This window comes from candidate division TA06 bacterium, assembly GCA_016208585.1.
Taxonomy (GTDB): Bacteria; Edwardsbacteria; AC1; order AC1; family EtOH8; genus UBA5202.
Genome location: JACQXR010000063.1, coordinates 1 through 15,675, shown reverse-complemented (window position 1 = coordinate 15,675; position 15,675 = coordinate 1). Strand labels below are relative to the sequence as shown.

18 protein-coding genes and 1 tRNA gene are annotated in these 15,675 nt (G+C 52.3%); all 19 read right to left on the bottom strand.

The window, feature by feature from the left end:
- Positions 1-3 precede the first annotated feature (3 nt).
- On the bottom strand, positions 4-927 hold the full coding sequence (gene miaA / locus HY768_05290) for a tRNA (adenosine(37)-N6)-dimethylallyltransferase MiaA (protein MBI4726623.1): 924 nt from the start codon (positions 925-927) through the stop codon (positions 4-6).
- Positions 924-2,630 carry a DNA mismatch repair endonuclease MutL gene (gene mutL, locus HY768_05285; protein ID MBI4726622.1) on the bottom strand — a complete coding sequence of 569 codons (1,707 nt, stop codon included), beginning with the start codon at positions 2,628-2,630 and terminating at the stop codon, positions 924-926. Before mutL ends, miaA begins: the two co-directional genes overlap by 4 nt.
- Positions 2,631-3,255: 625 nt before the next feature.
- Positions 3,256-3,444, bottom strand: coding sequence for a hypothetical protein (locus tag HY768_05280; GenBank protein MBI4726621.1), 189 nt, complete (start codon positions 3,442-3,444; stop codon positions 3,256-3,258).
- Entirely contained in the window at positions 3,441-3,650 is a 210-nt protein-coding gene (locus HY768_05275; protein MBI4726620.1) for a hypothetical protein, read from the bottom strand. Before HY768_05275 ends, HY768_05280 begins: the two co-directional genes overlap by 4 nt.
- Positions 3,651-3,732: 82 nt before the next feature.
- Positions 3,733-4,227 carry a YajQ family cyclic di-GMP-binding protein gene (locus tag HY768_05270; GenBank protein MBI4726619.1) on the bottom strand — a complete coding sequence of 165 codons (495 nt, stop codon included), beginning with the start codon at positions 4,225-4,227 and terminating at the stop codon, positions 3,733-3,735.
- Positions 4,224-4,853 carry an outer membrane lipoprotein chaperone LolA gene (lolA, locus tag HY768_05265; GenBank protein ID MBI4726618.1) on the bottom strand — a complete coding sequence of 210 codons (630 nt, stop codon included), beginning with the start codon at positions 4,851-4,853 and terminating at the stop codon, positions 4,224-4,226. The genes HY768_05270 and lolA overlap by 4 nt, the downstream gene beginning before the upstream one ends.
- Positions 4,850-7,129: a DNA translocase FtsK 4TM domain-containing protein gene (locus HY768_05260; protein MBI4726617.1), complete on the bottom strand. Its 2,280-nt coding sequence runs from the start codon at positions 7,127-7,129 to the stop codon at positions 4,850-4,852. The genes lolA and HY768_05260 overlap by 4 nt, the downstream gene beginning before the upstream one ends.
- A gap of 235 nt (positions 7,130-7,364) precedes the next feature.
- Complete coding sequence (locus HY768_05255) at positions 7,365-8,147, bottom strand: hypothetical protein (GenBank protein ID MBI4726616.1); 783 nt, start codon at positions 8,145-8,147, stop codon at positions 7,365-7,367.
- Positions 8,148-8,152: 5 nt separating this feature from the next.
- Positions 8,153-9,154, bottom strand: coding sequence for a site-specific DNA-methyltransferase (locus HY768_05250; GenBank protein ID MBI4726615.1), 1,002 nt, complete (start codon positions 9,152-9,154; stop codon positions 8,153-8,155).
- An 856-nt stretch (positions 9,155-10,010) separates the two neighbouring features.
- Positions 10,011-10,535, bottom strand: coding sequence for a 50S ribosomal protein L10 (locus HY768_05245; protein ID MBI4726614.1), 525 nt, complete (start codon positions 10,533-10,535; stop codon positions 10,011-10,013).
- A 10-nt stretch (positions 10,536-10,545) separates the two neighbouring features.
- Entirely contained in the window at positions 10,546-11,247 is a 702-nt protein-coding gene (locus HY768_05240; GenBank protein ID MBI4726613.1) for a 50S ribosomal protein L1, read from the bottom strand.
- 163 nt (positions 11,248-11,410) lie between these two features.
- Positions 11,411-12,892 (bottom strand): T9SS type A sorting domain-containing protein, encoded by a 1,482-nt coding sequence (locus tag HY768_05235; protein ID MBI4726612.1) that lies wholly within the window; start codon positions 12,890-12,892, stop codon positions 11,411-11,413.
- The gene (locus HY768_05230; GenBank protein MBI4726611.1) at positions 12,889-13,407 is read right to left on the bottom strand and encodes a type II secretion system protein; all 519 of its coding nucleotides are present in this window, start codon (positions 13,405-13,407) and stop codon (positions 12,889-12,891) included. The genes HY768_05235 and HY768_05230 overlap by 4 nt, the downstream gene beginning before the upstream one ends.
- A 33-nt stretch (positions 13,408-13,440) precedes the next feature.
- Entirely contained in the window at positions 13,441-13,866 is a 426-nt protein-coding gene (gene rplK / locus HY768_05225) for a 50S ribosomal protein L11 (protein MBI4726610.1), read from the bottom strand.
- A gap of 86 nt (positions 13,867-13,952) precedes the next feature.
- A complete protein-coding gene (nusG, locus tag HY768_05220; protein MBI4726609.1) occupies positions 13,953-14,477 on the bottom strand; it encodes a transcription termination/antitermination factor NusG in 525 nt (174 codons plus the stop codon).
- A 205-nt stretch (positions 14,478-14,682) separates the two neighbouring features.
- Positions 14,683-14,868 (bottom strand): preprotein translocase subunit SecE, encoded by a 186-nt coding sequence (gene secE, locus HY768_05215; GenBank protein ID MBI4726608.1) that lies wholly within the window; start codon positions 14,866-14,868, stop codon positions 14,683-14,685.
- A 219-nt stretch (positions 14,869-15,087) separates the two neighbouring features.
- A tRNA-Trp gene (locus HY768_05210) sits at positions 15,088-15,161 on the bottom strand.
- A 104-nt stretch (positions 15,162-15,265) separates the two neighbouring features.
- Complete coding sequence (gene rpmG / locus HY768_05205; protein MBI4726607.1) at positions 15,266-15,415, bottom strand: 50S ribosomal protein L33; 150 nt, start codon at positions 15,413-15,415, stop codon at positions 15,266-15,268.
- Positions 15,416-15,515: 100 nt separating this feature from the next.
- On the bottom strand, positions 15,516-15,675 hold a 160-nt coding region (tuf, locus tag HY768_05200; protein ID MBI4726606.1), incomplete at its 5' end, for an elongation factor Tu.

Sequence of the window (15,675 nt, the reverse complement as noted above, 5' to 3'; positions counted from 1 at the left end):
TGGTTAAACCGATATTTTATTGGCGATATCTTCGGGACTTTCGTTTGACAGGCAGTTTATCCATTGCTGATAATTCATTTTGCGGAACCATGTAAGCTGCCGTTTGGCGTAATGCCTGGTGTTCCTTTTGATCAGGCGAACGGCTTCCGCCAGATCCGTTTTCCCCGAAAGGCAGGCCGTCAGTTCCCGATAACCCACCGCCTGCATTCCGGGAGAGTCTGGCCCATAACCTCGTTTTAACAGACCTTGCACTTCATCCAGCAGGCCTTTGGACATCATGGCATCAACCCGGTCCTCGATCCTTTGATAGAGCGTTTTCCGGTCCAGGTCCATCACTATCAGCTTGTAGTTTCTGGAATCTCCCTGGCGCTTTTCCTTGAACCAAAGGCTCAACGGTTTTCCGGTAAACATATAGACCTCCAGCGCCCTGACGATCCGCGCCCCATCGTTGACGTTGAGCCTTTGGGCGGTCTCCGGGTCGCATTCGGCCAGCCTTTTAAACAAGGCCTGATTCCCCCTGGTCCCGGAAATGTTTTTAAGCTCCCGGCGGATATTGGGATCGGCCGCAGGGATATTGACCAGCCCTTCGATTAATGCCCTTAGGTACAGGCCGGAACCGCCGACCACGATGTAGGGCTGCCAGATTTTATCCAGTTCATCCATCGTCCGCCGGGCTTCGGCGGCAAAGGCCGCGGCGCTGTAGGCACAATCGGGCGTCAGGATATCCGTCATATGATGGGGAACTTTGGCGAGTTCCTCGGCCTTGGGCTTGGCGGTGCCGATGTTTAAGTTTTTATAGATCTGCCGGGAGTCGGCCGAGATGATGTGGGCTTTAAGCCTTCGGGCTAAGACAAGGCCGACGGCTGTTTTTCCAACCGCCGTCGGCCCGGCCAATACCAGCCTCTCTTGGCTCTGCTCCTGCTTCATATTCTGCCGAACCTGTGCTCCAGGTCTTCCAGGGTGAATTTTATCACCACCGGCCGGCCGTGGGGATCCAGATAGGGCAAGCTGGCGGCAAACAATCTGTCGACCAAGCGGTTCATCTCTTCCTGGGTCAGCGCCTGCCCGGCCTTGACGGCGGCCCGACAGGCAAAGGACCGGGCCAGCTTTTGGGCCGGCTCCAGGTTTACGTCCGCAGTATCGGTCAGATCGGCCAGGATGCCCCGCACCAGGGCCGTCCCGTCGCCGCTCTGCTCCCAGGAGACCGGCAGACCTTCCATCACCAGGGTCTGCCCGCTGAATTGCTTGACATCGAAGCCCAGCGAACCGAAGACCTCGCGGTATTGCTGGTAAACCTGTATCTCCCGGGCCGAAAGCTCCACCGTCACCGGAAACAAAAGCTGCTGGGCCCGCTTGTGATCCCTGGCCGCCAAAAGCTCTTCGTAGAGTATCCGCTCGTGGGCCGCATGCTGGTCTATCATTACCAGGCCGTCCCTGATGGCGGCCAGAATATAACGTTGGTGCAGCTGCCAGTAAGCCACCACCGGCCGGGCTGAGATCAGGTTCTTCCAGCCGGCCTGTTCCGGGCTTCCGGAGGCAAAAAGCGCCAGGGCCTCCTGGATCTGCAATTGTCCGGGGCGTTCCGGGCCGGACCAGGCCTTGTATCCGGTATTTTGGACATTGAGATCCCCGGCCGCTTCCGGCCGGGGCTGGTCGGCAAAAAGGGCTTTCTCCACTGCCGCCCGCACGGTGCGGAAAACGAAAGACTCGTCGCTGAAGCGGACCTGCACCTTGGAAGGATGGACATTGACGTCCACCTGGGCGGAGGATATTTCCAGGAAAAGCGCATAGCTGGGATGACGCCCGGCCAGGGCCGGGCCAAAGCCCTGATAAACCGCGGCCGAAACCAGCCGGTCGGACACTAATCGCCCGTTGACGAAAAGATACTGTTCCCTGCGTTTGGGCCACAAGTTTTGGGGTCCGGACAGGTATCCGTAAATCCGCAGGGGCTTTTGGCCGTATTCAATCTTCAACAGCGTGCGGTAAAGCTCACCCCCCAATACTTCTTTGACCCTGTCGTCCTGGGAAGCGGCCTTGAAATCGTAGACAACCCGGCTTTCGCTGATCAGCTTAAAACCGGCGCCGGGATTGGCCAGGGCTAAAGACAAGAACAACTCCGCTATCTTGCGGGATTCGGTGGCCTGGCTCTTTAAAAATTTCCTCCGGGCCGGAACGCTGGCGAAAAGATCTTCCACCGTGATGGCGGTGCCGGGCTGGGCGGCCTGCCGCCGCCGGGACACGATCTCGCCCCCGCGGCATTCCATCTGCCAGGCGCTGTCTGATTGGACCGGGCGGGAGATAATGGTAAACCGGGAGACCGAGGCGATGCTGGGCAAAGCCTCGCCCCGGAAGCCGAAGCTTTGGATGGCCTGCAGGTCTTCATAGCTGTTGATCTTGCTGGTGGCATGGCGCTGCAAAGCCAGGCCCATCTCTTCCCCGGTCATGCCAGAACCGTCGTCGGAGACGCGCAAAAGCTCCAAGCCTCCGGCTTTCGCCTCGACCTCGATGTTGCAAGCCCCGGCGTCCAGGCTGTTCTCCATCAGTTCCTTGGCGGCCGAGGCCGGGCGCTCCACCACCTCGCCGGCGGCTATTTTATTTACTATTTCGGGGGATAGGACGATGATCGGCATGATTTACCTTTGCCCACTAAAAGGCACTAAAATATTTTTAAATGACTGTCTAACTTGCTCAGGAAAAGTAGAAAGAATATAGTGAATTTGGTAAAAACGCAGATTTTGGGTCAGTTATGTTCTTTTTCTTTTTTGTGCCGCCAATAAGAAAAAGAACCAAAAAGAAAAAAGCTCGTCGCTTAAAATTATCTGGCCCATGCTTGCGCTAAGCTTCAGCAGGCCAGCGTTGCGCTTCTCGTTGCTGGCGGGCTTGGCTGAACTCGGGCTTTTGCCAAGCCCTCAAACAGCAGCCAAGCCTTTATCGCCATCAACTGCGATGCTCACTGATAATTTTAATGCGACAACCGGGTTTGGTACCTGTGGATCAACCTATTCCCTGAGCTAATTGGATAATCATTTATTTTTATTCATACATTGCCAAAGATTTTCCATAGCCCACTAACAATCACTAAAATAAATATTGACCATTTTTATTTAGCCTCTTTAGTGTTTTTGTGGATGAGTTTACCGAGGATTTTACCTTTGCCCACTAAAGGGCACAAAAAGATTCAAAAAATGGATTGGTTTAGAAATGGTTTATCGTTTTAGTGTTCTTTAGTGTTTTTCGTGGGTGGGTATTTTGTCTCTACTGCCCGGCGATGGAGTCAAGTGTGTTGGAGTGCTGCTGGGCTTTGGTTTGGATGCTGTCGGTACGGGTCTTTAGCGTCTTATAGGTCTTGACCGGCCCGAAGTCTTCCTGGGCGTGCTCGGTCTTTTGGGAGCAAGACAGGCTCAGAAGCAAGGCCAGACAAAGTGCTGTGATGAACCTGTTCATGGTTTCTCCTTCGCCTTTTCTTTGTTCTGCTCGTAGATAGCCGCAGTAAGACAGAGTATTGCCCCCAGCATACAGATTATGCAGGTGGTGGACATCAACAAAGCTTTATCATTTATTGTTAGAGGAAGCACCTTGAAAATGAATAAAAAGGCGCTGATACACGAGATCACCACCCCGGACCAGTAGAACAAAATGCTGTTTTTCATATTGGCCATCCTTTATTTCCGATTAAAAACCCAATAGACGCTTTAGAAGCGTCTATTGGGAGTTGTTTTGTCAGTATAAGACCTAGGTAGTCCGGTAATTGGTGAACTGCAACGCCAGACCAAGATCATCCTGGCGGAAAAGGGCGATCACCTGCTGCAGATCGTCCTTGTCCTTGCCGGTCACCCGCACCTGCTGGTCCTGGATCTGGGCCTGGACCCTGACGCCTGAGGCCTTGATCCGCTTTACCATCTCCTTGGCCTTCTCCAGGGGGATCCCCTGCCTGAACGCCAATTCCTGGCGCAGATAATTTTTAGCAGCCGGCTGGGGTTCCTTCTGTTCCAGCGATTTAATCGAAAGGCCGCGCTTGACCATTTTGTTGAATATGATATCCAGCATGCTTTTGCGCTTGAACTCGTCCAAGGCCGAGATCACCAATTTGTCATCCAGGATCTCTATCTGGCAGTTGGTGCCCTTGAAATCAAAACGCCCGATGATCTCTTTCTGGGCCATCTGCACCGCATTCTTCATTTCCTGAAGATCGATCTTGGAAATTATGTCGAATGAACTCTGGCTCATTGGTTTTCATTTATCTCCGCATTTTTGGGTATTATAAATTCAAAGCGTTTATCCTTAAGCCCGGGATTGATCTTGATCTTGCTGAAGCTGTATTCGGCGCTGTTGCCGTTGACATCCACCGCTTCCATTCCCGTTATCAAAAGGCTTTTTATGTCCACCACTATTTTTATGGCTTTGATGATGTCCTTCAACTCGTCCGGTTCCATGAAAAACAAGTACTCGCCGTCGTTGCGGCAGCCGTCCTTGGCCCGGCCCGAAAGGAGCTTGTCCAGCGGATTGAGCCAAACCAAAAACTGGGGAGAGCTTTTAAGATCGGACTTCAGCACCTGCTTGTCATTGATCAGATGAAGCCAGATGGCGCTGCCGTCGCAGATGATCTGCTGCTTATCCGGCTTGGAGATGTCCATTCGCAGTTTATTGGGCCGCTTCAGCTCCAATCCGCCTTCGTAGCGGGTGCAGGTCCCCGAGGCCGCGCTGCAGACGGTCTGGACCACCCGGGACTTGAGGTCGTTAATCTTCTGGTATTTTGCCCGGACCTGTTCCAGCAGCGAGTCGCAGTTTTGGGCAAAGGCCAGGGCGCTGCAGGCCAGGCCCAAGCCGATGGCCAGTTTAATGGCTTTGCTCATTCACTGTCCTCCTCGTTTTTAATTAAAACCTGGCGGGCCTTGCTTCCGTCGAACGAGCCCACCACTTCAGCCGCCTCCAGCTGGTCTATCAGCCGGGCCGCCCGGGAATAGCCGATCTTTAAACGGCGCTGCAACAGCGACACCGAGCCCTGCTGATGCCTGATCACTAATGATCTGGCCTCGGCAAACAGCTCGTCCTGACCGTCCTGGCTCGCTCCCTCCTCCGGCGGCAGATCGACCTCCATGGAATAGCCGTTTTCCTGTTCCGGAACGGCGGAAGATTCTTTGTTGTCGGCCTGGCCTTCGGCTACTCCGTACCATGACTTGACGAAATCCACGATCTGGTTGGTTTCTTTGGTGGAGATGAAGGCCCCGTGCAGGCGCTCAGGCTCAGCCTTGCCCGGCGGCATATACAGCATGTCGCCCCGGCCCAAAAGGCTTTCGGCTCCGTTGGCGTCTAAGATGGTACGGGAATCGGTGCGGGAGGCCACCTGGAAGGCGAGGCGCGATGGGAAATTGGCCTTGATCACCCCGGTGATCACGTCCACCGAGGGCCGCTGGGTGGCCAGGATTAGGTGGATCCCGACCGCCCGCGACAGCTGGGCCAGCTTGGCGATCCGGTTCTCTATCTCTGAAGCCTCGCGGGAAAGCATCAGGTCGGCCAGTTCGTCGATCACGATTACCAGGTACGACATCTGGCGTTCGAACTTATGATTGTATTCCTCGATATTGCGGCAGGCTTCCTTGGCCAGCATCTTGTAGCGGGCGTCCATCTCCGAGACCGCCATCCGGAAGATCTGCAGGGTCTCATCGGAATCGGTGACCACGCCCTCCACCGTCCGGGTTATTGGCTCCTCCCCCTCCCTGACCTGCACCCGGTACTGGAACTGGAGGTGGGGAATGCCCCGGTAGATGGAAAGCTCAATCCGCTTGGGATCGATCATGATGAAATGCAGCTCCTCTGGCGTGGCCCGGTACAGCAGGCTGGTGATGACGGCGTTCAGGCAGACGCTCTTGCCGCTGCCGGTGGCCCCGGCTATCAGCAGGTGGGGCATGTTGGTCAGATCGGCCGAGAAGGAATCTCCGGTAATGGTCTTTCCCAGGGCGAAGGCCAGGCATCCTTCCTGGGATTTGTAGTTATCGGAGGCCAGCATCTCCTTCAGCATCACCATCTGGCGGTGCTGGTTGGGGATCTCGATCCCCACCACTCCCTTACCGGGAATGGGGGCGATGATCCGGATGCGGGTGGCCTGCATGGCCAAGGCCAGGTCATCGGAAAGGTTGGCGATCTGGTTGACCTTGACCCCCGGAGCCGGCTTGAACTCGTAACGGGTGATCACCGGGCCGGAATAGCGGTCGGTGATCGCGCCCTCGATCCCGAACTCCTTCAGCTTCTCCAGCAGAATGGAGGACTTGTCCTCCTCATCTGTTTTGGCCTGACCCCGGTCGTCGTATAGTATGGACAGGAACTTTTGCTGATACTCCTCTGAAACTGTGTCCTCCCGGACCGGTGGCTTGGCTTTGGATTTTTTCTCTGATTTGGATGGCTCTAACTCAGGTTTTGTTTTTTCGGACGATGGGGCAGGTTCCGATTGGTCAAGCGGAGGCTGAGTCTGCTTTCCCGGTTTGTCGGTTGCGGCCGGTTTCTTTTTAAAGGTGATTTCCCGGGGCTTAGGTTTGGCCCGCTGTAGACCGGTTTTCACCGGGGCTGTAGCCAGAGTAAGCCAGCGCTGGAAATTGATCTTGGTTCCTATCAGCAGCAGTATGATGAATATTCCGGCCAGCACTAACCAGAAACCCACCGGCCCGAAAAGCTCGACGATGAAGGACGCCAGCAGCATCCCCCATTTCCCGGCTCCGCTTGGTTCAGCCAGGCCTACACCCGCAGGCAGGTCCCCGGTGTAATAGGAGATGTTCAACCGGGCTATCATGGCCAGCGCAAAGCTGATGAAGGTCAGGCTCAGCAGGCTGTTCCAAAGAAGGCGGTAAAGTTTTTTATGCCGGACAAAAAACCAGCCCCAGACCAGCACATAGAACGGCAGCAACAGCGCGGCATAGCCCAGCAGGCCGATCAGTCCGAAGGCCGCCAGGTCGCCCAGCGGGCCGCCCCAGTTCCGGCGGGGCCATTCCTGGGACCAAAGATGGCTGTCGTGACCGGAAAAAGAAACCAGGCTGACTAACAGAAAAAGCCCGGCGATGATGACGGTTACCCCGAATATCTCCTGTCCCCGGCTGAATTCCGGGGCAGATTTTTTTTCTTTTTCTTCGGATTTCATTTAAATGGGTCAGCCTAAAGTTTTTAGGTAATTGGTGTTTCCCCGGTCTGAAGTGAATTTTAACAATTTTTAATAGCGCTTAACGTTCGAGGCACTACGCCGTTGTTTTTGCCGCTATCAAACGACTAATTGTCCCGCGGCAAAAACAACGGGGCGACCACAGTAATCATCTATCGATAAAGGGAGCGTCGTAGTGCCGATTGTTAGGCGCCGCTACGCAACTGGACAAGAATCGTCATTTCAATTTGTGCTGAACTTTGTACTGAGCGATTACGGACTCCTTCAAACTGGAGCCGGAGGAAATGAATTTGCCGAAGTCGGAAATGTTATCCTCGGTTATCATAATTTGACCCTCGTAGATGTCTTCTTTCTTGTAGTTCTTCTTCCTCTCAGCGGTCGCGAGATTCCTGTGTTGTGGTGTGAAGTACCGATTCCTCTGAACCTCGTTAGAGTTGATGACCCAATACTTGATCTGGTCTCTGTAAACAGCAATCCAAATAAAAACATCACAACACTTTGGCTTCTGTTGCTGAAAGTTCATTAGGAAAGGTCGTTTGCTGTCGGAAGCTATCGCCTTGATGATCGGCGAGTCCTCTTTTCGTTCGCGATCGTTGGCTCTGGATGCTTTGACTTCAATCTTGATGAAATGTTTCCTATCCTTTTGATCACGCCAATCGAGATAAAGGTTGTACTCGCCTTTGTAGGTATCGTCGACCTTTTTTGAAGGCCGCCTAAACTCGGATTCTATGCTGCAGACGTGGCTGAGACCCCAAGTATCTCCGAATGTTCGTGGAGCCATCTCAAAGAGATAGAGGTACAGGTTACGGTTGATATAGTCGTCTCTGAGCTTATAGTATTCATCTATCGAGAGCTTCTTGGCGGCGAGAAGATGCGAGATGATGTACTCATATTCGCTGAAGGGATAGACAGACTTCAGATCATCCAGCTTCGAACGGAATTCCTTTGAATTGGAAAGGCGGTCAATAAGCTCGTCGAGTTGCTTGGTCAGTTTTTCCATAGAGTTCAAATCAATGAGAGTTGGTTATCTTCCACGACTGAGGGGATCTCGCCGACAAGGGATATGAGTTCGGGATCAGTGAGAATCTCCCGCTCAAATGGATTGCCATTCTGCCATCCGGTCTTCCCAGTTTGGCGAAATCGCTCTAACCGTCGAATCGCCATTTCGCAGTAAATAGGGTCGGAGTCTATGGTATAGCAACGGCGTTTGTTCATTTCGGCAGAAATCAGGGTCGAAGCGGAGTGACAGAAAAAATCGATGACCAAGTCCTGCTCATTTGAGCTTGCACGAATGATTCGCTCAGCAGACTTAATGGGTTTCTGAGCATAACAGCCATTGACATTCTCTTTCATTCTGTAGAAGACTTGTTGAATGTCCACCCAAACATTGCCGGCCCGGATATTCTCTGATTTGCTGCGCTCAAGGTTCTCAGTGAGTTGGCCATTCACTTCTTTGTAGTAGCCACGAAGAATCTTTGGAATATCGGTATACTTAGCATCGACGTTGAAGGTCGGATTGCCTTTGATGTAGTAAAGCAACTCTTGCCTGACAGCCATCCAGTTATTTGGAGTCCCGTAACCTCGCTGATTGCGCATCGTGATGAAGCTACGGGTCTGAAAGTCAGTATGGCGCATCATTACCATAAAGTCCGGCAATGGTTGGAAACCGTTCCTTTGGTCGGCCCCCAGCCAAACGTAAAGGGAGCTATTTGGAACAAGAGCAAAATCAGTCGTGGCAATCCATTTCTTGCACCACTGAACGAAATCGTAGAGTTTTCGTTCCTCAAACGCAATGAGATTGTAAGGCGGGTCGTGAATGGCTAAGACAGCCTTTTTGCGAGCCATCAGTTTTTCAATATCACTTTGGCTTGCCGCATCGAGACAGCCAATGCGGTGCTTACCAAGTGGGTCATCCCATATTTCGCCCTCTTTGATCCTTGAATACTTGAGAAGGCAATTTCTGAGGTACGGATTCTTGTCCAGCCTGGGTATCGGTAGATTTTTCATAGTGATGCTAATTTACGGAATTCAAATCACTGTTGCGTAGTGGCGCCTAACGCCCGGATTTGCGATAGCCCGAAGCGAAGGCGGAGCCCCGCCAACGGCGGGGCGGAAGCATGAGCAAGGGTTTGGGCGGCGAAGGTGCAAGTAATCGCAAGGTGCGCTTGTCCGCCGAAGCTTCAGCGCAGGCGGGCAGCACCGAGCGGCAGCAAATCTGATTGTTAGCCGACGGTTATCGAGCTTGTCGAGATATGGTGTTGCTGACGCAGGGCGGAGCGATTATCCGCCCAAACCCTGGCCTGACGACAGGGAAGGCAAATCCGGGCGTTTGTTATAAGCATGTAGCCACGATATAAAGGTTCAAGTCAAAGACAATATTGGTGGGGGTGGGGAGAAATCAAAGCAACAAACATTTAAAACCCCGGTCGTATTCAAAGGTATTTTGTATACAATTCGTTGGGTTGTTCACTTTCCGAAATTAGAAAACAATTCTATATTTAAATTCGGTGTGTACTTTACGAATGCCGAAGTTGTTGACTTTCCGATTTAAGCAGTAATATTTCCATAGGATATATTCTACTAAAAGTTAGCAGGTTAAACAATTCGGAATATTGAAAAAAAGGCGTGTAAATACCTTTGATATAAGGCTGGAGTATGTTCCAGCCTTATATATAATTAGTTACCGCTGAAAAACACCCTTTGCCCGCGCTTGCGCCCCGCCAACGGCGGGGCTACAGCGCGCAGGCGCGAAAAACGCTAAGAACACGAAAAATTTATTTGGTAAAACTGATTAACATTCCCGGCTTTGCAAATATTTTACTGGAAATATATTTTAGTGAATTTCGCGTGTTTAGGTGGGAAACTATGCCTGGGACTCCTTCTGCTTGGCTATGGCGTCCACCGTGCCCACTAATTTCTGCAGTATTCCGCCCAAAACCCCCACCAACCCCGCGATCGGCGCCTGCAGCCCGGCCAGCACCATGGATAAAAGCGCTTCCCGGGAAGGCAGCAGGGCCAGCTGTTTGACCTCGCTGGGATCGACCAATTTGCCTTCGATCAGGCCGATCTTGACCGTGGGCTTGTTGCCCTCCTTGGCGAACTCGGTCAAGATCTTGGCCGGGATGATGGCATCGGTGATGCCGAAGGCCAGGCCGGTAGGCCCGGTCAGGTAGTCGGCCAGCATCTCGTAGCCGGCGTTCTTGGCGGCCAGCTTGGTCAGGGTGTTTTTGGCCACCCGGTATTCCACCGAGGCTTCCCGCAATTTTTTGCGCAGCTCGGTGGCCTGGGGGACGTTCAGGCCGGTAAAATCGGTTAAATAAACCGACTTGGCGGTCTTTATTTTCTCGGTCAGTTCCAGGACCTTTTGTTCTTTATCTGTTTTTGGCATTCTTATTATCTCACTTTCCTAAAGCCGACAGTTCGGTAAGGGCGACTTTGACCCCCGGGCTCATGGTGGAAGAAAGGGAAACGCTTTTGATGTAGGTTCCCTTGAGCGATGACGGCCTGGCTTTAACTATCTCGGATAGCAGCGTCTTTATGTTCTCCTCCAACTTGGAATTGTCAAATGATTTCTTCCCCACCGCCACGTGCAGGTTGGAATTCTTGTCCACCCGGTATTCTATTTTTCCGGCCTTGGCTTCCTTGACCGCCTTGGCCAGGTCAAAGGTCACTGTCCCTGTCTTGGGGTTGGGCATCAGTCCCCGCACCCCCAGTATTTTGCCCAGCCGGCCCACCTGACTCATCATATCCGGGGTGGCTATGGCCACGTCAAAGTCGGTCCAGCCTTCCGAGACTTTTTTGATCAGCTCGTCGCTGCCGGCGAAATCGGCCCCGGCCGCAGTGGCTTCGGCCTCCTTTTCGCCCTTGGCGAACACCAGCACCCTCATTTTTTTACCGGTGCCGTGGGGCAGGATCACCGTGCCCCGCAGGTTCTGATCGGCCTTCTTGGGGTCCAGCTCCAGCTTCATCGAAACCTCAAGGGCCTCATCGAACTTGGCGTAAGCCATCTGTTTTACCGCTTCCACCGCCTCGGCTATGGTGTAGGTTTTGTTCGGGTCGGTTTTCTGGACTGCCAGATTGTACTTTTTCCCTCGATCCATTTTCCTCCTTCCTGGTTCTAAGCGGCGCTCTTGGCCTGGTTAATGGAAAATAGTTATTTGAAAAATGGTCGTAACTTAAAGCTGTCCGCAAGTTGTCCCAATTTACCAATTTACAAATTGCCCATTAACTAATACCGGATCGCCTCCCAGCGTTATGTTGATATTACTTTAAAACTACGAATTTACCTTTACACTCAAGCTTGCCTGCCGTTAACCGGTAAAAATATATCCCCGCCGATAATGCTCGTGAATCAATATTTTTGGCACCCCATTTAAAACCGTATGTTCCTGAGGTCTTCAAGCCTTCATTGATTTCGTTAATTTTTTGGCCGCAGATGTTGTATATTTTTAAACTGACCGGCACTTGGCCGGAAACGTCTTGCAGACTGTAACTGAATGTAATTTGTGTCCGTGAAGGATTGGGATACACGTTGGTATTTACTACAGGTCTTCCCGGCGTAATCAGATGATCCGGAGATCCTTCAACCCCCAATTCTTGATAGCTGGTTTTTCGGGCATATATGTCCCAACTGGTAGAGGTGTCGCGCAAATCCATCCAAGCGGCGAATAAATTATTCCCGGCAGAGGCCAGGGCCAGGCTTTGCCGGTATTTTTCCCCGGATGCAACAGCACTGCTGATCTTGAGATTATTGCTTTCCGGCTGATTGCAATCATAAAAGCACTGGCAATAATTGTCCACCCAATCCCTTTCATCGGTCCAGCCGATCACAAAATGGTTATTGGCCACCGGAACGACTGAAACATGCCCGCCCCATATTAACGTGTCTTCATTTACAACAATGTTAATACCAGTTGGTGTGCCGGTTGAATCATAGAACTGGGCCATAATGGCCATGCCGGCTACAGTCAGCCGGTTCCATGAGAGACAGTAATTACCTGAATCATTTACGGCAATGACCGGCTGGGCATAATCCAGGTTGACATCGCGCGAGTTTACCCGCAAAGAATTGCTTAAGGAATTTCCCGTTGAGTCAAACCGACGCCATAAAATATTGCCGGTTTCCGCCTGCCAGGTTACCGCAAAATTACCATCGGGCTTCATGCAAATTTTGGGATCGCACCCAGCCGAATCTCCCAGCGCTATGTTGCCGCTAACGGGACTGCCCGACGCAGAATATCTCTGTCCGTATATTGTCCATTGATTGCGGGAATCCATCCAAACAACTGTAAAATTCCCCTGACTGTCCGATACTATATCCGGACAATACCTTTCGGCCAGGCTGTCGTCGTTGACCTTGAAGGCCGGGGCCATTGAATCGCCGGTTGCATTGAACAACTGGCCGTATATGTCCCAGCCGTTGGAAGAATCCCCTATCTCCATCCAGACCGCGGCATACCCCAAATTTGCAATAGCGATGATTGCCGGCAGCATCCGATATTTAGGGGAATCCAATTTTATATTGATTCCTATCGGTACGCCGGAAGTATCCAAACATTGCAGGTACAAAAAAGAGCTGTCCGCTATGTCTTCCTGCCACATCAAAGCCGTTCCCTGCTCTCCGGCTGCAATAGCCGGCCAGCCCTGCCAGGTTTTACCGGTGTCGCTGTTGACCTTTATGTCTGCTGAAATTGCCAAAACCGATAAAGCAGAAAGGCTGATTAGTATAAAATACAGCTTTTTCATTTTTCTCCCTTCTTTTTAGCGGAAGAAAGCGTAAAAGTAATGGGCCGGTATGCGCCCATAGCAGTTACTTTATATGAAAAAGCGGCCTGGCCGTCATTTAATTTATTTCCAGCCGCGTCATAGGCGGTATAATATACGCCCCCGGCAGGTTTTTTAACCGGGCCGTTCTTAATGGCATCATAGCCGCCGTTGACGGGATTGGCGAAATCCGAAGGAATAAGAGCAGTTGCAGGATATGGCTGTTTGGTGGCACCGGCCATTACGCTATGGTTGGTCGGATTGGCAGGGCATACTTGAGCAACCTCAGTATTGATACCCCCCGGATAAACACCCTCGGCCTGAGTGGAAAAATCCTCGGCGCAAAGCTGGATAGTGTACATATTGGCAATTATTGCCGTTTGCTTGGCATTTTCGGCGGAGGTAACATACTGAGAATAGCCGATGGTTGCCAGCGCCAAAACAATGACCACTGATGCCAGGAATTCCAGTAACGAGAAACCTTGTTGGTTTTTCATGGTAATTCCTTTCGTGGGTTTTTTAAACTTGGCTTAACCGGCCACATCGATGCCCATGCTGCGGGCGGTTCCTTTTACCAATCTCATGGCGGCGTCCACCGAAGCCGCGTTCAGGTCCGCCATTTTTTTCTGGGCGATATCCCGGACCTGGGCCTCGGTAACCTTGCCCACCTTGTTGCGGTTGGGCACGCCGGAACCCTTGGCCAACCCGGCCGCCTTTTTCAGCAGCACCGCGGCCGGCGGGGTTTTTAGGATGAAGCTGAAGCTCCGATCCTTGTAGATGGTGATCAGGCAGGGAATGATCAGCCCTTCCTGGCCCTGGGTCCGAGCGTTGAACTGTTTGCAGAATTCCGGGATGTTGGCCCCGTGCTGGCCCAGGGCCGGACCCACCGGCGGCGCAGGATTGGCCTGTCCGGCCGGGATCTGCAGTTTTACCAAGGCGGTTACGATTTTTGCCATAAGAATTTATCTCTCTTTTTAAAAATACTTGGACAGCCGGGCAGAAACTGAGCCCGCTTAAAACGGAACGCCAGGGCGTCTAAAAGTTATATTTCGTTGATCTGGATGAAATCCAGTTCCACCGGGGTGGTGCGTCCAAAGATGGTGACCATAACTTTGACCTTGCCATGCTGTTTGTCCACTTCGTTGATGACGCCGGTAAAGTTGGCGAAAGGCCCGTCCACTATCTTCACCGATTCCCCGACCTGGAAGGGGATGACTGCCGGCCCCGCCGCCTTGGTCCCGTCGATCCGGGCCAAAAGCCGGGCGGCCTCGGCGCTTCTCATGGGCTGGGGCTTGCGGCGCGATCCCAAAAAGCTGGTTACTCCGGGAGTGGAGGAGACCACGTTCCAGACATCGTCGGTCAGGTCCATCTCCACCATTAGATAACTGGGATAAAGCTGCTTGGCGCTGGTCTTTCGCTTGCCGTGTTTGATCTCGGTTATCTCCTCGGTGGGAATAAGCACCCGGCCCAGCTTGTCCTGCAGCCCCAGCCTTTGGGCCGACTGCTCCAGGGCCGATTTGACCCGGTTCTCGTGCCCGGAATAGGTATGAATTACGTACCAGCGCATTTTTGGTGCTTATGCCTTATTAATGGGTAATTGGCTATCGAAATCTACATTGAGTTTTTTATCCACAGATTAACGCAGATAATAATCGATTTTTTGCACATAACGATTTAAATTTGAAAGAATAAATCTGTGCAAATCTGTGAAATCTGCGGATAGAAAAGCAAGGGATATAGTACCTGAGCTAATTGTGCAAACAATCAGTGGATTAACCCAGGATCAGTGTGATCACCCGGGTAAGCCCCTGGTCCACCAAAGCGATGAAAACCGTGACCGCCAGCGAGACCACCATCACCACCAGGGTGGACTGGGTCAGTTCCTCGCGGCTGGGCCAGCTGACCTTGGCGAACTCGGCCTTGGTGTCGATGAAAAACTGCCATATTTTTTTGAACATCTCTGTTGCTCCTAACCTGGTTGATCCGGGGTTTTAAAATGCTCTCCCCGGGCGCCTATAAGATATTGATTCCCTTTGTCCGGATTTCAGTTATTCCGCCCGGCGGGGCTTTCGGGTTGGCCCTTCTTTCAGTCCCCGGTTCCTTATGATCGCCCAACAAAGTGGCAGGCCAGCAGGGACTTGAACCCCCAGCATCCGGTTTTGCCTGCCCGCCGAACATGGCAGGAGCGGCAGGGATCGAACCTGCAGTCCCGGTTTTGGAGACCGGTGGTTTACCATTAACCGACGCTCCTATTTCTCTGGCAGGCGGGGAGACCGGCGCTCTACCAATTGGAGCTACTGGCCTAACAAACTAAATTCCAATTTCGAAATTCGAAATTCGAATTTTGCATTTCGTTTACTTGGTCTCCTTGTGGGCAGTGTGCTTTTTGCAAAAGCGGCAGTATTTCTTGAATTCGGCCCGGTCCGGATGCTTGCGCTTGTTCTTGGTGGTGGTGTAATTCCGGCGCTTGCAGGGCACGCAGGCAATGGTGACTATTTCTCGCATGATATAACCTGATTATTTTTGTGATTCCTATTTACCTGATTACCTATTTTTTTTATTTTCCCAGTTCCTATTTCCCATTTATCAGGGATTAGAGGTCGGTTTATTCCATGATCTCGGTGACAGTTCCGGCGCCCACGGTCCGGCCGCCCTCGCGGATGGCGAATTTCAGCCCCTTCTCCATGGCGATCGGGGTGATCAACTCGCCCTCGATCGTTACGTTGTCGCCCGGCATGATCATCTCCACCCCCTTGGGAAGGCTC